The organism is Archaeoglobus sp. UBA230 (assembly GCA_002507545.1).
Classification (GTDB): Archaea; Halobacteriota; Archaeoglobi; order Archaeoglobales; family Archaeoglobaceae; genus Archaeoglobus.
On record DAVR01000022.1, the window covers coordinates 1 to 19366 of the forward strand.

Here is a 19366-nt window from a genome sequence, read left to right on the forward strand (position 1 = left end):
AGATTTCATGAAAGCTTAGACACAAAGTACTATCTCCAGACTCCTGAAGATGCCTTCTGGAGCAGGTTGCCGGTAGAGGTGAGGGTGGGTGTTGCTTCAAAGCTTTTCGATGAGGTGTTGGGGGAATGAGTAGGGTTTATAAGATCAAAAATTTCAGGACTATACATGTAGTATTTTCGCTGAAAAAGTAATTTACAAGTTTATGCAAACTTCTAAAAGAGAATTATTTGAGAGTACAAGAATTGAAGTCGAACTTTCTGAAGATGACTTGAACTCCATACTAAGTCATCTGGTAGATTCAGAAATAAAAGTAGGTATTGGCGTGACTAAAGACAGAGAGCTAATCATAATGGAAAAAAAGAAGAAGGAGAATGTTTTAAAGATTTACTCAAGAATTGAAGACGAAGAGGATCGTGAAACAATTAATCGGATCCTCAGCGATAAAAAAATTTTGAAAAGATCAGTAATTCTAAGCATTCTAAGTGCAATTCTTGGTGGTATTGGGAAAAAGATTGTAGTTTTACCAGCAGAAAGATTGGCATTGGTTACATTGTATCGATATTTGGGTAAACGAGGTATCAAAATTGCAGATTTGATTTCTGAAGAAGATTTCGAAGATGCTGATAGACTAAGGGACTTAATAAGAAACGTAATGTTCATTTCTTATAGGTTTCCGAAACCAATAAAGGATTTCATAAACTTTTTGGACAATTTGGATGAATTTTCCAAAAAATTCGAAAATAAAGAATCTATAGAAGAGAGGAAAGAGTTTGTATGGTTGTCTGAGCTTATCGAGAATGAGATACTTGGAGGTAAGATAGTATTGGAAAGAAAGGAAGAAATAGCTCAGCCAATCTTGGAGTTCGAACTCGCGGATGGAAAACGCTTGGATTTACACATAACATCGACAGCCGTAAAAGAGTTGGCAGGATTGGTTTTGTATTTTAGATATTTAATTGATAAGAATGATTACCTAATAATAGATGAGCCCGAAATGAACTTACACCCAGAAGCTCAGGTTAAATTACTCGAAATCATAACAATGGCGGTCAATAGAGGTGTAAGAGTTATTCTAACGACGCACAGCCCATACATTGTGGACCACCTCATGAACCTGATGGAGGGGTACGACGTAAAGGACAAAATTGACGATGGAAAGTTGCGAGAGTACGCGTTTATGGGTTATAGAGAGGCGTTTATATCTCCGAACGATGTGGAAGTCTACTTTTTTACAGAGGATGGATACGTGAAGAGTATATTAGATGTTGAAGAGCGAATAATTGATTGGGAAACGTTTAGTAAAGTTTCAGATAAAATTAGCATAATCTATAATAAACTACTTGAACTTAAACGTATGTAAAAATAAAAACGAGGATTAACATGCCACTCAATGACCTAGTAATAAATGGATTGAAACATGAAACAAGTCACAGTGAGAATAATAAAACCATTAGCTTAAGCCAGAAATCTGGTGAAATAATACTTTTCTTTGAAATCGACAATGATATGTGCAAAACAAAAAATAGGATACTTGAATTTAAACAAAATGAATTGTCTTATATAATAGATAAAGGTGCAGTCTGTGATTTACTCATAGTTTATTCCAAACAAAATTTAGAGTGTAAGCTGTTTTTGTTGGTTGAACTTAAAGGTGACACTGAGGAGCAAGTCAGAAAAGCTATTAGACAAATAATAGTAACCTACAAACATTTGGAGTGTGAACTAAAACACAGGTTGGACAAAAACTCTTACAGCAAAATTAAGTGGATTGGCTTGATTCTTTCAGGAGGATGCTCGCCTAATCGATTCAAACAACCTTTAAAGGAGGAATCAAAAAAATTTGGCTATAGCACACCACCAATACCAATTTTACTGATTTCTGAGCAAAAAGCGGATGATAAAGTTGTAAGACGAAATGTTAATGGTTATCGTAGTAATTTAATGTAAAGAATTCAAGAACTAGACTTCGAACCACACCTAATAAAACTCCTCAATCTCCTTTCTTTGACCAACTAACCTACAAGCCATAGCCCTCTGGGGGGTGAGAATGAACATCGCCAAGTATTCAGATTTCAGATCCTTCTTGTTGAGCTCTTCTGCAATCTTCAAAATGTTATAAAATGGACCGACCATCTCCAAGAAATCCTCAAATTTGATAGTAGCCGCATTTACCAGAAATTCAAGAATTTTTAGATCTTCTTTGCTTAATTCTGCTTTACTTGTTAGTTTCTCTTTTTTGCTTAGCAAATCGACATCTTTTTGATTTCATCGAAATTAAGGTGTTCATTGGTTTTCCTTTGCTAATCTTTCGTAGAATTTGCTCATTCTTATCGGGATACTTGAAGATATCGCTTTATTCAACTCTTCGATCGTTTTAGTTTTGAGAATAGCGCAAGGGATTTTTATTTCTTCTTTTTCAAGCGGATATTCAACAATCCTAACCGATTTCTCCTTCATAGTTTTTCTACTCGCAATCTCCCAAACACGAGTTGTGGGAGCAAGGTATCTCTGATTTTCTTTAATGTGAGGATTTGCTTCTGATTGAGGAGGATTTTCTGGAAGAGTGGTTCGACGAGGGAGTGGAAGCGTTGGAGGATTGGTTGTGGTGGGATTATAATGTCCATCAAGTTCAGCAGATTTATATTTAGTCCTGGAACGGCAGTATCTGTGCTCGCCACCTCTTTTGGAGAGTTTAGCTTTAAGTAGTGGTATATGTAAAATACCAACTCCTTGGGAGTATTTGGTGCTGAGTAAAACACTGTATCTATAGGGTAGTTTGGTTCCGCTATTAACTGAACCGTGCCGACATTGCCTTTCCTTCCAATTATAACGGTCGGACCTTTAACCAAATATTCACTGTGGTAACCAACTATACCACTTGAGCCAACTACAGGGTAAGGTCCAGGTTCTCTCTTTCTCTCAGGGAGACCTTTACCGTATTTGAATTCTATTATGCTGTTCAATTTCTTAACTTCCCACCCCTTCGGAATCTCCATATCCAGTTCCTCGCTGTAAACGAACTCTTCATCCTGAAAAGGCTCGAAATCGATGAACCAGCTCTTGAAAATTGCCATCGCCATCTTTTCTAAAATCTCGTTCTGCTTGCGTTTGTTCTCTATTAAATCGTCGAACCATGAGAGAACGGTTGCTATGCGGGTTTGTTCTTGTAGGGGTGGATATGGTATTTCCAACTGTACTAAAGCGTCTTTGGGCACACGTTGCCTTCCACTTGTACCAGTCATTGTATACTGCAATCCCTCTCTAATAGCTGGAAACTTAAAGAAATAGAACAGGTAAAGTAAATCTACCATATCGTCCTTTGGAAGGATTGAAAAGACTTCAGTCGTGGCTACCCACTTATAATTATTCCCTTTTGGAACAATACAGCTTTTTCCATGTTCAAATGATGGAGTTATCTTAGCTAATAGTAATGAGCCTGGAAAAACCTCAATTCCGCTTTTTACCTCATTTGGATTCTTCACTTCAAATTTTGGGTGAAGGCCATCTTCGGGGATATTTTCCATGCTAATGAATGCGACTGGCTCTTTGTTAGCATTTCTCGATTTTTTATTAATTTTAATAACCCTTCCGAGTTCTTTAACCTCCCAATCCTTCGGTATCTCCCCGATCTCCGTTTTCTTGAATTCCGTTTCCCAGCGTAATACTACCATTTTCTGTTCACTCCTTTAGAAATTCATTAAGATCTTTGAATAGTACTACGAGCTCCTCTTTCAAACTTTCTGGATCTTTTGTATATAGTATATGTAAACCTTCTGATGATCTCTCTTTTTTAGGTGAAAAGCAAACGATTCTGTGAGTTTTGGAATTATCTTTAATTTTGCTTTTAACACTCAGTACAGCACTCAATTGATTATAGATTATTATAATTTGACGGCTTAAGTCTGGTTTGAAAATCACTAAGGGGTTGAAGTTATTCAAAGCATTTCGAATTTGATTTGCAGATCCGCTAAATAATGAATTATTTTGTTGCAAATGTTGTATTTGTAAATTCATGTGAGCATTCAGAGAAACCAACATCCGAGAAGTAATATTAGGTAAGTTCTGTAGCATTGTATTAGTGTGATTCTCAATCTGCTTTGTTCTATTTTCGATGTCTTCTCTTTTGTAAGGATAGGGTGGTTTCCGACTTACAAGGTTTAGGTATACAGGATAATTGGCATTAAACTGACTTAAAGTATCAAAACCCCAATTTTTGATTTGTTGAACGTATTTCACTGGTTCCCTCCAAAATTGACCTTCAGTCAGCTCTTCCTGTTTTTGTGCAATTCGAAATGCGTTAATCAAAGCAAGGATATACTTTGCATAATTTTCGAAGTTATTTATGAATCTTTTTTCAAATTCTGCCAGCTCGTCAATTTTATCTGGAATTTCTGAAGGAATTGTTCCCATATATTGATATGTCCTTATTGGCACAGCAACTCCTCTGATATTCACAGATGTTTCATTTTGGACATTGAAAGCTCCATGCCTGTACAAAAATTCATTAAAATATCGAATGGCCTCATCTTCAACCCTATCTTTATCTGGATCGGTTATTTGGTATCCCGAATAACTTGAATATATGTTGTGAGCATGTTCGAAAAGTTTCCTTAGTATTGATTCATTCTCCAACCATTTTGATGGGTTGGGATTTATGTATTTACTCTCGAACAATACTGTTATTGCTTTGTGGAATCGAGCTTTTTTGATGTCCTCCTCTGGTAAATTGTCGAGTTTAATAATTGGTCGATTATCTTGATCGAAATCGGTAATTCTATCTTTAATAAATTTTATTAAATCGAAAAAGTCATTCCTTGCTTCAAAAGCTATGGCTCTCTTGAGTATTTCAAAGTTCTTGTCATCGATCTCCTTTATTTCTGTGATCTCATCGAAAAATCTGCTCAGATCTTCCCATAATGGACGGCATAAGAAATATTTTGATGTGAAGTATGTGTACTCTTTTGGCCTATAAATATCTTCCTTAGATTTTTCATCCCCAGATTTCTTGCCTTCCTTAGACCTCTCACCAAAATCGTAAATCTCTTCTCCACCAATGAAAATAAAGATAGCGTCAGAAAGGGTAAATAGATTCTTAAAAAACTTGAGAACCTCTATAACCAGATCAGGTTCTAATTTATCGAGTTCGTCAATTACATAAATAAGTTTTTTGCCATTCTCTTTAAACTTTCTATGTAATTGCTCCAAATCAAATTCTAAATTTCCAATGCTGCTATCGAATTCATATAACTCCTCAGTTTTCTCTATATCTTCCTTTAGTTTTTTGAAATCTATTTTTTTCTTGTACCATAAATTTAAGGTAAATGGAAGAGGGAACGCAAGAATTAGTGGAAGTATTTTATTTAGATAGTCCCATGGTGTTAACGGTATAAATTGAAAAGTTACTGCAACAGTCCACGAAATCAAAAATATCATAATTTTTACATTTTTTTCATCAAGCAAAATTTCGTACATTTTTTCTTCCATTATCTGTTGTGATAATTCTTGTTTACTCTGATAACCTTCTAACAACTTGAATTCTTTTGCAACTGCTTTTTTATACAGTTTTGTAACTTCCTCTTTAATATCTCCAGGCAATTTTAAGCCTTTTGTACTTGAGTAGAGTCTTCTTATTAAATTCTCGATAATTTTTCTTGGATGGATTTTTGACTCTTCTGATTCATCCATTTCAGCTTCAAGCTGAGCAGCATTTAGCAAAACTATTATTATATTTTCATCCCCTTTTTTTGCCTCCCATAATGCTTTGTAAACAAGGGATGTTTTTCCAACCCCCCTGTATCCACTTATCAATATTGCGCCACTATTTCGTCTCAAAATCTCGTTAACTAATAATCTAAGCTCTTTATCTCGGCCAACAAAATAACCTTGAACTTGCCCTTTGTTTGTTGGATGGTTAATATTTATATCCCAATCTTTTTTCAGTACTATTCTCATCTTTGTTTGATTCACAGAGATTCCTCCTCTTTAGATTCTAATTCTCCCATCATTTTTCTTAGAACATTCTTGAGTTCTGGCAACTGCTCCCTTATTATTACCCATATAATTTCGAGATCTACAACGAAATAGCCATGAATAACAACATTCCTCAAACCAACAACTCTATTCCACGGGATTTCTGGATATTTCTCTCTTATCTCCTCAGGGATATTTCTCGCGGCCTCGCCAATTATCTCCAGATTCCTCAAAACAGCATCAACCACAATATCCTTTTCCATAAAATCATTCAAGTCTTCTACAGACTCTGTGTATCTTTCGATTTTCTCGATAGCTTCGAGCATATCCTGAATAAAAAGTTCAGGACTCCGCTTAGACATACACGATCTCCTTCTCAATAGACCTCCAGAATGCTGGTTTGCTCATAACTCCCTTTTTGGTCAGCAAATCAACCTTTACTCCAAGTAAATCTTCGAGGAACTCTTTCAAATCCACAATCTCCCAACCTACAGGCTCGCTAAATTCTACAATTACATCAATATCGTTTACTTTTTTCTCTCTCCTTGTAACAGAACCAAACACTCCTATTTCTCTAACTTTAAATCTCTCTTTAAGCAAATTCTCGTTCTCCTTTATTCTCTTTATCACCTCCTCAAGCTCCATAACCTACACCTTATATCCTAATGATTTTATAACTTCTTTAACTTTTTCTGTTAGTTTCTCTTCTTCTTTCAACAACCGTGAAAGTTCTTCGCTGTAAGTCCTCATCTTCTCATCAAAGCTCCTTTCATCATCGAAATCGAGCTTAACTCCAACATATCTTCCGGGAGTGAGAACGTAACCGTTTTTCGCTATCTCGTCAATTGTTGCAACCTTGGCAAATCCGATCTCATTGATTTCATCCAGTTTTCCTTCCTCAAAGAGCCTGAATTTCTCCACAACTTTTGAGATGTGCTCGTCTTTCATCACATTCTGCCTTCTTGAAATTGGCTCAAAGAGATCTTTGGCATTTACGAACAGCACTCTCCTTTTCATGTGTTCTGACTTCTCTTTTCTTACAAACCAAAGTGATACTGGTAGAGATACATTGTAAAAGAGCTTTGGCGGGCAGGCAACTATTCCATAGACTAGATCAGCTTCAATAATTGCCTTCCTTATCTCTCCTTCAACCCCTCCAGCAGATAATGCTCCGTTTGCCATCACAAAGCCCGCTTTTCCATTTGGAGCGAGATGATAAATGAAGTGTAGGATCCACATGTAGTTTGCGTTGTTGTTCGGTGGAACTGGAACTCTTACCCCGTTAATCCTCAATCTCGGATCGTCTGGCTTTATCCTATCCGCTCCCCACTCGCTATCGTTGAAGGGCGGATTGGAAGTTACGAAATCAAATCTCATATCATAGAACTTATCGTCGTGGTAGCTATCTCCAACCTTTATTTCTCCTTCAACACCTCTGATAACGAGGTTCATCTTCGTGAGCTTCCAAGCCATCTGATCCGAATCCTGCCCGTAGATCTGCAGGCTGAATTTATCAATCCCCTCTCTTTCAAGCTTCTCTATTGCTGAAACAAAGAAACCTCCGCTTCCACATCCAGGATCAAACATCCTTCCCCCTCTAATATCGAGAACTTCAACTATGAGTTTTGTAAGCGAACGGGGAGTATAGAACTTGCCACCCCTCTTGCCTTCAAGCTCTGTGAACTTTCCAAGGAAATACTCGTAAATTCTACCGAATATATCGCTGGCTTTGTGATCATACCCAAAATCTATCTTTGAGAAGAGGTTTATCAGGAAGGAGATGTCGTATTGATCCAAATTTGAGCTTGTATAGACCTTTGGAATAACATCTCTTAGCTGTTTAGGATATCTATTTTCAAGAATCTCAATTGCATTCTCTATGATCTCAGCTATGTTTGATTGATTTGCATTTTTAACAAGGTAATTCCATCTTGCTTTTTCTGGGATGTACAAAACTCCTGCTTCGAGGTAGTAGTCTTCGTCTTCCAAAGCACGCTCTCTTGTCTCCTCGTCATCTAAGTAATACTCGCTATTTTCATCTGCAAACAGTTTCTTCAGCTCTTCCCTTCTTTCATTGAATGCGTAAGTTAGATATCTGAGAAATATCAGCCCAAGAACAATGTATTTGTATTGGTGCACCTCTACTTTTTTTCTAAGTTTATCAGCAGCCCTCCAGAGTTGGTTTTCGAATTCAGGGGTAAGCTCACGAGTGCCGATATCAACAAAGTTGTCGAGTGTAGCCATACTGAATCATTTTATTTTGCTAATGTTTTTAACTTTGTTTGTTTTAATTATTGATAGGTGGTTTAATGGCTTACTGGCTCTGCATCACAACCGAGGAGAACTGGAAGGTTATAAAGGAGAAGAATATCTGGGGAGTTCCTGAGAGGCACAAGAATACAATAGTAAAGGTAAAGCCAGGAGATAAGCTTTTGATTTACGTAAAACAGGAAAAGATAGGCGATGAAACTAAACCTTCAAGGATAGTGGCTGTTTATGAAGCAGCATCAGAGGTGTTCAAAGATTCATCCAGAATCTTCAAAACGCCAAGGGGTATGGGCAACGAGACCTTTCCCCTCAGAATCAAGCTCAAACCCATTAAAATCTTCGAAAAACCTGTCGAGTTCAAACCTCTTGTTCCTAAACTGAAGTTCATCACAAACAAAAGGAAGTGGAGCGGGCATCTAATGGGTAAGGCGATGAGGGATATTCCTGAGGAAGATTACAGATTGATTACAAGAGAGGAATGACGTCAAATAGGAGATATACTATTACTTTGTTTTTGACATTCATTATATTGATTGTTGCCATTCTATTTTTCTTTAACAAACTTGTTTCGGTTTGGTATCACATTCAGATTGCTCCCAAAGGCGAATCTGAAATAGAAAAGCTTGTTGACGAAATCAACGCCACTTATGGTGTTATCGAAAAACTTGAAAAAATAGCTGAATGGGAGGCAGAAAATGTAGAGTATATTTATGGTGTTGAACCATCTTTCTCGTTTGGGGGTTTTGCCTTTTATTGGATAGATGGTGAATTAAAAATAAGAGTATTGGACCAATCAGGATTTAACAATGATCCTAAATGGATTGCTTATTTTAAAGTGGGAGGATGCGGAGAATTGGCAACACTTTTCTGTGAAGTTGCTAAACGTGCAGGTTTAGAGGCGAGAGTTGTAAGTGATCCAGGAATTGACCATTCTTGGGTTGAAGTGAAAATTAACGGCAGTTGGGTTATAGCAGATCCAACTATTTACTGGTGGTATGTAAACGATCCAGAGAAGTTTACAGAGTGGAATGAGTTGTGGTTTAATAACAAATCTTGGCTTAAGTGTTGGAGTTTTTCAAGAGTAGTAACACGTTTACCGAATGGAAGCATCCTTGATATAACTGAAAATTACACAAAAGCTTACAAAGTAACGATATCTGTAGATCAAAAAATTGAGAGAGGATTTTTAAGAGTTGCAACATGGAAGGGGAGTGATGAGCGAAATGTTTACTTTTCCGAAGTGAATGGTTCAGAAACTGTTACTCTAACACTTGGTGGTAGAATTTACAAATTTGAGCTCATAAAACCAACTTGGTTTGGTACAGAAAAGTATGGGCTTAGAGTTTATCCAGTTACTGAAATTCAAAATAAAACTATTAAGTTGAAAATAGATCGTGAAAGGCCAAATTGGAATTTTATCAGTCTGTCGTTTCTCCTTGTGAGCTGTATTTGGATTGTCAGCACAATTCTTCTTTTAAAAGCTTGTCAAAGAAAAGTTTGAAAGTCACAGAAAGAGCGAGTATTCACTTTAAAAAATAATTTGTAAATTTTGGTTGTTTCCAAGAGCTCATGATAGGATCGGAAACTTATCAACGATCTTTTTGTATTCTTTATCTGCTGATTTAATCTTATTGAGATAGTGTGCTGAACCTACTGTTGCAGGCCTTCTCTCTTGAATAAAATCTGCTACAGATTCAGGAACGTCGTTCTCTATTATCATGAAGTTAAAATGCCATTTTCTGATTGTTTCAGCATTTACTCTCCCATGCATCAATCCTTTTTGGATACTCTTATATCCCTGATTGACCTTAGCCTTCTTTAGTTCCTCTACAAACTCAGCAGGGAAGTAAAGCCAATAACCCTTCTTAGCTCCTTTGGTCAAGTGAGTTATTGGGTATCTTGCAATGTTATCCACAATTACAACCTTCTCAAGATCGAAGGATTTCAGAGCATCATATACATGCTTCAATCTTGCACCGCTAAAAACAAGCATCTTGAAAATCGTTCTGTAAATCGGTTTTTTGCCCCTTAGGTTCTCATAAGCTTCCTGAAGTTCTTTGTTGGTTATGTAGATCTCCTGAGCTTTTGCAGTTGGTATTACTATCTTCTTTCTCCATTTATCTATCGAATATCCATTTATCTTCTCAACATCTCTATCTTCCAGAAAGTTCAGGAAGTTTCTGAGAGCTAACGCTAATCCCTTCTTAATCTCTATATTTTCCAGATCAAACGGTAAATAAACCTCAAGCTTATCTTCATTCCTATCCAGAACGCTCATATAGTCCATTGCAGTTTTTTCCGTTAATTTCTCCTGCCTAACTCTACTCATCAACCAGTTTTTGAACTCCTCCCTGAATTGACTGTAAATTTCTTTAATACTTATCATATTTTTGTTAGATATTTGTTGTAATCTTGTTATATCGTCAAAGGACTGTTCTCCTTCTTCCTTAAGCTGCCTCACACGCAGGAGGTCCCCGGTTCGAATCCGGGCGAGCCCATTACCTTATTTACATCTTTTTTACATCTTCAGCCCTCTTACTGTGTTCACTCTTCTCCATATCTCCTTGACGCTCAATATCCTCCACCCGCCGAAAATACAGACCCTCACACATGAACAGTCTTGCGAGAAGAAAAATAAAATACTGACCGTCAAAAAAGAAATTTGAAAAATCTAAATACGGTGGTCAAATGAGAATAGCGTTGCTAGGGGGGACAGGAAACCTCGGGAAAGGATTGGCAATGAGATTTGCCTTGCTTGGGCATGAAATTTTAATAGGTTCGAGGAGAGAGGAGAAAGCAAATTCTAAAGCCGACGAATACAGAAGAGAAGTAGGAGGGGGGTTAAACATAAAGGGGATGGTGAACGAAGATGCAGCTAAAAACTGCGAGATTGCCTTTCTTACAATCCCATGGGAGCATGCAATAGAAACAGCGAGAATGCTTAGACACGTTTTGAGCGGTAAAATTGTTGTTTCACCCTTAGTCCCAATGAAAAGGAGTGGAGATATATTTGTTTACGCTTCCAACACATCTGCAGCCGAGATGGTTGCATCAACACTCCAAGAAAGTGTAGTGATTTCAGCATTGCACACAATTCCAGCAACCCGGTTTGCAAATCTGAGGGAGAGATTCGACTGGGACGTTCCCGTGTGCGGTGACGATGAAGAGGCAAAGAAGCTCGTCATGAATTTGATATCCCAGATTGATGGACTCAGAGCACTTGATGCAGGGCCATTGTCAAACTCGCGCCTTGTTGAGAGTATCACACCACTGATACTGAATCTGGTACACAAAAATCGAATTCCCGAAGCCGGAGTGAAGTTCCTATAGGAACCAATATAAACATGTATTGCCAAAAGCAACCGATGAGTCTGGATAAGGAGTATCTGGACATCACGTTCCTGAAGGAGAATGGGTTTGTGAGAAAGCAATGTCCTAAATGCGGCAAGTATTTCTGGACAACTGATGAAAGCAGAGAAATCTGCGGGGACCCCCCATGTGAAAGTTACAGCTTCATAGAAAGGCCGGTTTTTAAAAGACCCTTTGAGCTCGACGAAATGAGAGAACTCTACTTAAGCTTTTTTGAAAATAGAGGTCACGGAAGAATAGATCGCTACCCAGTTGTGGCGAGATGGAGGACTGATATTTACCTTACCATCGCCTCTATTGCGGATTTCCAGCCTTTTGTAACTTCTGGAGTGGCTCCACCACCAGCAAACCCCCTCACAATCTCCCAGCCCTGTATCAGGCTTGACGACCTCGATAGCGTTGGAAGAACGGGCAGACATCTCACGCTTTTTGAGATGATGGCACATCACGCCTTCAATTACCCGGAAAAAGAAATCTATTGGAAAAATGAAACTGTTGCCTACTGCACCGAATTGCTGGAGAAACTCGGTGTTAGCAAAGAAAACATAATCTACAAGGAGGAACCTTGGGCTGGCGGAGGTAACGCAGGTCCGTGCCTTGAGGCTCTTGTAGGTGGACTTGAACTCGCAACACTCGTTTTCATGAACCTTGAAGAACATCCTGATGGCGACATAGTAATCAAAGGGGAGAGATACAGAAAAATGGACAACTACATAGTTGACACAGGTTATGGACTTGAAAGATTCGTGTGGGCAAGCAAGGGCACTCCAACGGTTTACGATGCCATATTTCCGGATGTTGTTGACAAGATTATAGATTACAGCAATATCGGTTTCAGCAGGAGAGACGATGATGTGAAGAGAGTAGTGGCGGAGAGTTCAAAACTTGCGGGGATCATGGGAGAACTGCGAGGAGAGAAATTGAAAGAATTGAGGCAGAGCGTTGCAAATACGGTCGGAGTGAGCGTAGATGAGCTTGAGAGAATCGTAGTTCCTCTCGAGAAAGTGTATGCTCTCGCAGACCATACAAGGTGCATTCTCTTCATGCTTGGTGACGGACTCGTCCCATCCAATGCGGGGGCAGGTTATCTTGCAAGACTAATGATAAGGAGGAGTTTTAGGCTTGCCGAGGAGCTTGAGCTGGGTATTGACATCTACGATTTGATTGAGATGCACAGAGATATTCTGAAGTTCGATTTTGATGTTTCACTTGATACAATCCAAGAGATTTTGGACATAGAAAAGCAGAGATACTCTTCAACTGTGGCTAAAGGGACAAGGCTTGTTGAAAGACTTGTACAAAGGAAAAAGAGACTTGAAAAAGAGGATTTAATAGAGCTCTACGACTCCCACGGCGTTCCAGCAGAACTGGCAATTAAGATTGCGCATGAAAAAGGAGCAGAGGTTGAAATTCCGAAAGATTTCTATGCAGAACTTGCAGCAAGACATTCGAAGGCTGAAAAAGTTCAGGAAGCTCAAATCAAGCTTAAAGGTAAATACCCGAAGACTGAAAAGCTGTATTACGATGATCCAACACTCTTCGAATTCAGTGCAGAGGTTATTGGTGTAGAAGATGACTACGTGATTCTTGACAGGTCTGCATTCTATCCGGAGAGCGGTGGCCAGGACAATGATGTGGGGCTTCTGGTTACGAATGGTAGTAAATACGAAGTTGTTGATGTTTTAGAGGTTGATGGTGTCGTTCTGCACAAGATAAAGGGTGCCAAGCCTGAAAAAGGGACGAAGGTTAGTGGAGTCATTGACCCAAACGTAAGGTGGAGGCACATGAGGCACCACTCTGCAACACACGTCTTGCTATATGCCATCCAGAGAGTTTTGGGCAACCACGTGTGGCAGGCAGGAGCGAGAAAAGAGTTTGGAAAGGCAAGACTCGACGTAACCCACTTCAAGAGACCAAGCGATGAAGAGATCAAGGAGATCGAAGTGCTCGCAAACAGAGAAATTCTGGCAAACAAGCCTGTGAAGTGGACGTGGATGAACAGGATTGAAGCTGAGAGGAAATACGGATTCAGGCTGTATCAGGGTGGTGTCCCTCCAGGTAAAGACATCAGGATAGTACAGGTTGGGGACGACGTTCAGGCGTGCGGTGGCACCCATTGCAGATCAACTGGCGAAATCGGAGTGCTGAAGATTCTTAAGGTGGAGTCAATACAGGACGGAGTCATAAGATTCGAGTATGCTGCAGGAGAGGCTGCTATAGAAGCTGTGGAAGAGATAGAGAGACTTCTGAGGGAGGCAAGTGCCATACTGAGGGTTGAGCCAGCAAAGTTGCCAAAAACTGTTGAGAGATTCTTTGAAGAGTGGAAGGAGCAGAGGAAGGAGATAGACAGGCTTAAAGCCGAACTCGCAGACGTAAGAGCAGAAAGCATGATAGAGAAGGCTGAAGAGTTTGATTCAATAAAAGTCGTTGCAGATATTGTAGAAGGAGACATGCAAGTTCTTCAGAAGCTCGCCGAATCCCTTGCTTCCAAGGGCGCTGTTGGATGTTTGATGTCCAAGCGAGAGGGGAAGGTTTTTGTTGTGACTTTCAGCGGCCAGAAGTATGACGCAAGGGAGCTTATGAGAGAGATTGGCAGAAGGGCAAAGGGAAGTGGAGGGGGCAGGAAAGATGTTGCTCAGGGAGCCGTGCAGCAGATGCTGAGCAAGGATGAGCTTCTCGACATAATATTCGAATTCCTTTCGAAGCATGAGTGAGGAGAGGGTTGAGGCTATACCAGTCAAGGGACTACCCCTTGTAAAAGAGGATGACGACATTGCAGAGATGATTGCTGAAAGGGTCGAGTTGGAGAACGGAGACGTTGTGGTTATCTGCTCTACCATCATCTCCAAAGCTGAGGGAAGAGTGAGATTGCTAAAAGACTATACCCCATCTGCAATGGCTGTGGAGATTGCGGAGAGAGTTGGAAAGTCTCCAGAATTCGTTCAGGCAGTGCTTGAGGAAAGTGAGGAAGTGCTGATTGATTTTCCCTTTTTGCTTGTAAAGGCCAAGTTCGGTAATGTCTGTGTGAATGCGGGGATAGATGCGTCCAACATCGAGGAGGGAAAGATAATCCTTCCCCCATTAAACCCGGACGAGAGTGCGAGGAAGCTTAAGAAGAGGTTTAAGGACATAACGGGAAAGGAAGTTGGAGTTATAATTACAGACACGAATGGTAGGTGCTTCAGGAGGGGCGTTACGGGGTTTGCAATTGGAGTCGCAGGAGTAAAAGCAATGAGAGATTGGGTTGGACAGAAAGATTTGTATGGGAAAGAACTTGAAGTAACTGTCGAATGTGTGGCTGATGAGGTGGCTTCCTTTGCCAATCTTTTAATGGGGGAAGGTGGGGATGGCATTCCCGCTGTTGTTATCAGAGGTCTTAACGTGCTGGGAGAGGGAAGTATGGACGAGATTTATCGTTCTGAAGAGGAGGATGTCATCAGAAAATGCCTGAAAAGGTGTTAATGGCCGGGAACAATGTAAGAAATGTAGCTGAATCAGCAAATAAGGCCGGTTATGAAGTTTACGCTTTGACCAAATTTGCTGATGCAGATTTGAGAATTTACTGCAGGTCAGTGGTAGAGATAAGAGACAATCTGGATGAAAGAGAGGTAAAGAAGCTGGTTGAAGAAAAATCAGAGGAAATTGGGGCTAAAATCATTCTATGCTCAGGTTTTGAGACTCTTGACGTGAAGGGAGATTTGCTTTGCAACGAGCCCAGAACTGCCAGTAGGGTTGCTGACAAGCTGAACTTCTATCGTGAGTTAGAGAGGGCTGGACTTCCATTTCCAGAACTCCTCAGCGGTGATGAGAAGGGGATAGTCAAGCCGAGGAAGGGTGGAGGAGGAGAGGAGATTAGGGTTTCCAGTGAAGTTTTAGAAGGGTGTATAAAGCAGAGGTTCATCAAAGGGGTGCCCTGCAGCGTCTCACTCATTGCCTCAGATGGTAAAGCTGTTCCGATAGCGTGCAATTTCATTTATGCGGGCTGGAAGGAGATGAATGCTGCTGGATTCAGATATTCGGGGAACCTGACGCCTTTAGTTGTGGGAAATGAAACAAGAAGAATGTTAGAAAAGCTTGCAGTTGAAGCTGTTGAGCTTTTTGGTCTTGTTGGTTCGGTGGGGGTGGACTTTGTTTTGGCGGAGAAGCCTTATATTTTGGAGATTAACCCAAGGTTTCAGGGGTCTCTTGACAGCGTGGAGTGGAGTTGCGATGTCAACATTTTCGGGATGCACGCAAAGACTTTTGAAGGGAGATTACCGGAAAAGCCAAAGCCGAGGAGGTATGCGATAAGGACTGTGCTCTTTGCACCAAGAGATTTGGAGGTTAAGGAGGATTTGAGGGGTAACCCCTTTTTTGCTGACGTGCCGAACAAAGGGGACTTTTACCGCAAGGATGACCCTCTTGTCTCAATCCTTGCCTCTGGAGGCAGCAGGGAAGAGGTTGAGAGGAGGGTTGTTGAGAGAAGGGATTTGTTTTTGAGGTTGGTTTAATTGGACTTTGCTTTTCAATTGTCTCCACTTCGGCTTGTGTGATATGTTTCGAGATTAAACATATAAAAAATAAAATCAAACCTCAAACACACTCCCGCTTCCCACCGCCACATACTTCTCTCCAAGCTTCTCTTTCAGAATAAACTCATTAATCAATCCTGTGCAGTGGCAGGGCGCAATCTTTTCCACTTTTCTATCCAACCAACTGACAATCTCCCCCATCTCGTCAGGTTTAAACGCGATGAGGTGTGTTCCCCCTACAATGAACTTTACCTCATCTCCTACCACCTCTTCCGCCCATTCAATCGTGTTTCTCAACCCAGCATGGCAGCATCCAAGAACTAACACCACACCCTTATCCGTCTTCACCGCTAAAGAAGTATCATCCAGAATCCTGTCCTCCTGTTTTTCTCCGTCCACTACTACATACGACTCTTCAAGCAGCGCTTCTTCGTGTCTTCTCGGTATCTCACCCAGCATCCAGATGTTTTTCTCAATCTCAACTGGTTCCTTGACCTCTACAACCTCAAATCTGCTTTCCACAAACTCCCTTGTGAAAGGAATGCCCACCTGCACCCCTTTAAAGTATCTCGGCAGAAAAGCATGAGGGTGAGCGTAGAGCTTTACCTTATCCCCAATATAGCCAATAATTCCTCCCGTATGATCATAGTGGCCATGGCTAAGGACGACTTTTTCGGGTTTCGGAAGTTTCAGTAACTGCATGTTTCTGAAAGCTATCCCTGAAGTTCCAAAATCCAACAAGATATTGCCCACGTATGCTGAGAAGCCCCACTCCGCCATCATCCCGCCCGGTCTGAGGTTAACAACCTTGTTGTCAACAAGAATATGGACCTTCATAGTCTCAACCTCTCTGAAATTTCAATCTCAAGCTTTTCAATGTTTTCACTCTTCCCCGCAACAGCAACCTTACAACCTTTTCTCAGTATATTTCCTTCATATCTTTCTCCATTCAGCTCAGCACCGAGAAACCTAACTCCCATTCTCTCTATATCCTCAATTGTATACTCCATCCCCTCCTTAACCTCAAAAACAGCTATCTCTACATTCTCAAAATTCAATCTCTTTCTGATTGACTCTCCAAAAATCTCATTTAGAATCATCTCGGCTGCAACAATGGGCAGAACAAATACGTGATCCGCTCCAGCAGAATACATTTTTCTGACGTTCTCAACCTCATTGCACCTAACAAAAACCTCGATGTCTGGAACTTTCCTCTTTATAGCCAGAATACAGAAAACCGCATCGAAATCCTTAGGGAGAGCAATAACTGCCGAGTTAAAGTCTGAAAAATCAAACTCTTCCCAGAATTTTCCATTCATAACGTCAGCCCTGAAAAACTCAACACCCTCATCAGGCCATATTTCCTTGGTATCTACAACTATTACCTCAACTCCCCTTGAGAGAAGAATTCTCGCAACAGTCTTTCCAACGTCACCGTAACCTAGGATGAGCACCTTCATAAATAACACTCTCTATAGCTCTCTTATCTCCTGCAACAATGGCAATACAACCCTTTTCGAGTTGGTGAGTTGGCGGTGGGTTAAGAGCAAGTTGTCCGAGTCTGCAGACTGAGATTATTTTTACTCCCTCCTTCTCTAAGTCTGAGACTGTCATTTTTTCCGGGATGATGATTTCTGAAACGTAGAGATTCTCGAGGAGTTTCGTCATCCTGCCAACTTTAACCTCTCCAAGAATCGTTCTCGCAATGCTGGAAGCGATGAGACTCTTCGGCAGAAAAACTTTCTCCGCTCCTGCATAATATAGATATCTTGAGTACCTGTGATCCCCATAAATGACATATTTTCTGGATTCAAAATCCTTAATGGTGAGAAGAGTATCAATTATGTCCTCCAATTCACGCCAAGCAATTAAAATGGCTGTTGCTCTCTCAACACCGTTCTCCTTAAAAGATTCCAGACTTCCATCGGATTGCACCACTTTCAAACCCTTGTTAATTCCATGTCTCAGCCTCTCCACATTTTTCTCCAGAACCACGTATGGTATCCTGAACTCCTCAAGCATCTTGCAGAACTCCTCTGTGTAGAGGTTGTATCCACATACGATTATGTGGTTCTGCAAACCGCTGATTTTTGTTGGATAAACAAGTCTGAACCTCTGTTCCGCCCATGGGATTACAACATAAGGAACGAAGAATCCAAAGAAGTAAAGCACTCCACTTACCATAACGAGAATCGAGAAAATCTTGCCTGGTTGAGTGGTGAAATGTATATCTCCATACCCCACCGTTGTGATGGTGGAAACAACCCAGTAAAACCCATCAATAACAGTATAGCTTTTTCCCTCGAAGTTCTTCATCAGGGCGACGAAAAGGATCGAATAAAATAAAATTAAGTTTGTAAAAATTAAAATTGAAATTAGAATTCTTGTTCTCATTCGGGTTTGGCCATCAATTGGGTCTTACCCAGTATCTTACCGTCTCTGGAATGCGGATTTCTGAAGACCGTATCATTGCTCTTCTCAATTTCCCTTGCCTCATCAGCAAGGATTGCAGCGACCCTCATCATCTCATGGGCTGAAGCAACGAGCGGGATATACTTCTCTGGGTCTTTCTCGATGAAGCAGCCTTTCACATCTATGTCTGCAACCTTCTCGGCGATGTAGAATGCAGCCATGGCCTTTGCCTTTGCGTAAGGGTTGCTGAAGTTGCCGGCTGCAACAGCTCTTTCTGCTGTAATTACTACCTGCGGGAGTTCGGGCTGCTTGCCAGCCTTGATATCCTCGATGACCTTATCAATCGCCTCCTGCACGAGTCTGAAGGCTCCAGTTGCTGCGAGAACCTTGACAACATCTGCATTGAATATAGCCATTTCAGTTGGGTCAAGGAATTCTCTCCTTGCTCCAATCATGGAGTCTGCATTGATGAATATGTAACCAAATCCCTTTTCCTTGAGCTCGTCTTTCGCCTTCTTTGCTGGGGCGTCACTAATCACTATCACAGGCTTACCCTCAAAAGCCTCTCTCGCCGCCTTTGGACCGGGCAGAGCAGCGTTTGGAGATATCACAATCACAACATCTGGGTCAAACTCCTTCAGCTTCTCCGCCACAACAGCCTCTTCAGGCTGCATTTTTGCTCCACTTGTTACAACCCTCACCTCGATATCTTCTCTATCAGCCCTCTCGTCGAGCAAATATTCCACAAGCAGAGCAGTGCCAATAGCACCCATCTTCAAAACTCCGACTTTCACAACCATTTTATCACCTGATGCCTGTATGCTTCGGTTTATTTA

The 19366-nt window shown here is 40.7% G+C and carries 20 protein-coding genes; 8 read left to right on the plus strand and 12 right to left on the minus strand.

Annotated features, from left to right (window positions below; translation table 11 throughout):
- The first annotated feature begins 202 nt into the window (after positions 1-202).
- Both BP688_RS05535 and BP688_RS05540 read left to right on the plus strand, forming a co-directional pair.
- Complete coding sequence (locus BP688_RS05535) at positions 203-1360, plus strand: AAA family ATPase (protein ID WP_290596157.1); 1158 nt, start codon at positions 203-205, stop codon at positions 1358-1360.
- Between the two features lie 20 nt (positions 1361-1380).
- Positions 1381-1947, plus strand: a complete 567-nt coding sequence (locus tag BP688_RS05540) for a hypothetical protein (protein WP_290596158.1) — start codon at positions 1381-1383, stop codon at positions 1945-1947.
- 30 nt (positions 1948-1977) lie between these two features.
- Here BP688_RS05540 and BP688_RS05545 read toward each other — a convergent pair whose 3' ends face one another.
- Genes BP688_RS05545 through BP688_RS05575 form a run of 7 tightly spaced genes read right to left on the minus strand, consistent with a single transcriptional unit; the run spans position 1978 to position 8214 of the window.
- On the minus strand, positions 1978-2247 hold the full coding sequence (locus tag BP688_RS05545; RefSeq protein ID WP_290596159.1) for a hypothetical protein: 270 nt from the start codon (positions 2245-2247) through the stop codon (positions 1978-1980).
- A 36-nt stretch (positions 2248-2283) separates the two neighbouring features.
- Positions 2284-2457, minus strand: coding sequence for a hypothetical protein (locus BP688_RS05550; RefSeq protein WP_290596160.1), 174 nt, complete (start codon positions 2455-2457; stop codon positions 2284-2286).
- A complete protein-coding gene (locus BP688_RS05555; protein WP_290596161.1) occupies positions 2454-3671 on the minus strand; it encodes a restriction endonuclease subunit S in 1218 nt (405 codons plus the stop codon). Before BP688_RS05555 ends, BP688_RS05550 begins: the two co-directional genes overlap by 4 nt.
- Before the next feature lie 7 nt (positions 3672-3678).
- On the minus strand, positions 3679-5967 hold the full coding sequence (locus BP688_RS05560) for a P-loop NTPase fold protein (protein WP_290596162.1): 2289 nt from the start codon (positions 5965-5967) through the stop codon (positions 3679-3681).
- Entirely contained in the window at positions 5964-6332 is a 369-nt protein-coding gene (locus BP688_RS05565) for a HepT-like ribonuclease domain-containing protein (protein WP_290623844.1), read from the minus strand. Before BP688_RS05565 ends, BP688_RS05560 begins: the two co-directional genes overlap by 4 nt.
- Complete coding sequence (locus BP688_RS05570) at positions 6325-6615, minus strand: nucleotidyltransferase family protein (RefSeq protein WP_290596667.1); 291 nt, start codon at positions 6613-6615, stop codon at positions 6325-6327. Before BP688_RS05570 ends, BP688_RS05565 begins: the two co-directional genes overlap by 8 nt.
- Before the next feature lie 3 nt (positions 6616-6618).
- Positions 6619-8214: a type I restriction-modification system subunit M gene (locus BP688_RS05575; protein ID WP_290596668.1), complete on the minus strand. Its 1596-nt coding sequence runs from the start codon at positions 8212-8214 to the stop codon at positions 6619-6621.
- 65 nt (positions 8215-8279) lie between these two features.
- Here BP688_RS05575 and BP688_RS05580 point away from each other — a divergent pair, with 65 nt between their 5' ends.
- Positions 8280-8720 (plus strand): EVE domain-containing protein, encoded by a 441-nt coding sequence (locus tag BP688_RS05580; protein WP_290596669.1) that lies wholly within the window; start codon positions 8280-8282, stop codon positions 8718-8720.
- Positions 8721-8767: 47 nt separating this feature from the next.
- The gene (locus BP688_RS05585; RefSeq protein ID WP_290596670.1) at positions 8768-9739 is read left to right on the plus strand and encodes a transglutaminase domain-containing protein; all 972 of its coding nucleotides are present in this window, start codon (positions 8768-8770) and stop codon (positions 9737-9739) included.
- A 66-nt stretch (positions 9740-9805) separates the two neighbouring features.
- On the opposite strand, the gene BP688_RS05590 is transcribed toward BP688_RS05585, so the two are convergent.
- Positions 9806-10699, minus strand: a complete 894-nt coding sequence (locus BP688_RS05590) for an integrase (protein WP_290596671.1) — start codon at positions 10697-10699, stop codon at positions 9806-9808.
- 227 nt (positions 10700-10926) lie between these two features.
- On the opposite strand from BP688_RS05590, the gene npdG reads away from it, so the two are divergent.
- Genes npdG through BP688_RS05610 form a run of 4 tightly spaced genes read left to right on the plus strand, consistent with a single transcriptional unit; the run spans position 10927 to position 16097 of the window.
- A complete protein-coding gene (gene npdG / locus BP688_RS05595; protein WP_290596672.1) occupies positions 10927-11568 on the plus strand; it encodes an NADPH-dependent F420 reductase in 642 nt (213 codons plus the stop codon).
- Between the two features lie 35 nt (positions 11569-11603).
- Complete coding sequence (gene alaS, locus BP688_RS05600) at positions 11604-14321, plus strand: alanine--tRNA ligase (protein ID WP_290623846.1); 2718 nt, start codon at positions 11604-11606, stop codon at positions 14319-14321.
- Positions 14314-15069, plus strand: coding sequence for a coenzyme F420-0:L-glutamate ligase (cofE, locus tag BP688_RS05605; protein ID WP_290596674.1), 756 nt, complete (start codon positions 14314-14316; stop codon positions 15067-15069). Before alaS ends, cofE begins: the two co-directional genes overlap by 8 nt.
- Positions 15051-16097: an ATP-grasp domain-containing protein gene (locus tag BP688_RS05610; RefSeq protein WP_290623848.1), complete on the plus strand. Its 1047-nt coding sequence runs from the start codon at positions 15051-15053 to the stop codon at positions 16095-16097. Before cofE ends, BP688_RS05610 begins: the two co-directional genes overlap by 19 nt.
- 75 nt (positions 16098-16172) lie before the next feature.
- On the opposite strand, the gene BP688_RS05615 is transcribed toward BP688_RS05610, so the two are convergent.
- The 4 genes from BP688_RS05615 to BP688_RS05630 are packed head-to-tail and all read right to left on the minus strand — an operon-like array spanning position 16173 to position 19330.
- Positions 16173-16955, minus strand: coding sequence for an MBL fold metallo-hydrolase (locus BP688_RS05615; protein WP_290596676.1), 783 nt, complete (start codon positions 16953-16955; stop codon positions 16173-16175).
- Positions 16952-17578 (minus strand): potassium channel family protein, encoded by a 627-nt coding sequence (locus BP688_RS05620; protein ID WP_290596677.1) that lies wholly within the window; start codon positions 17576-17578, stop codon positions 16952-16954. The genes BP688_RS05615 and BP688_RS05620 overlap by 4 nt, the downstream gene beginning before the upstream one ends.
- Positions 17550-18512 carry a potassium channel family protein gene (locus BP688_RS05625; protein WP_290596678.1) on the minus strand — a complete coding sequence of 321 codons (963 nt, stop codon included), beginning with the start codon at positions 18510-18512 and terminating at the stop codon, positions 17550-17552. Before BP688_RS05625 ends, BP688_RS05620 begins: the two co-directional genes overlap by 29 nt.
- Complete coding sequence (locus tag BP688_RS05630; RefSeq protein WP_290596679.1) at positions 18509-19330, minus strand: F420-dependent methylenetetrahydromethanopterin dehydrogenase; 822 nt, start codon at positions 19328-19330, stop codon at positions 18509-18511. Before BP688_RS05630 ends, BP688_RS05625 begins: the two co-directional genes overlap by 4 nt.
- Positions 19331-19366 lie beyond the last annotated feature (36 nt).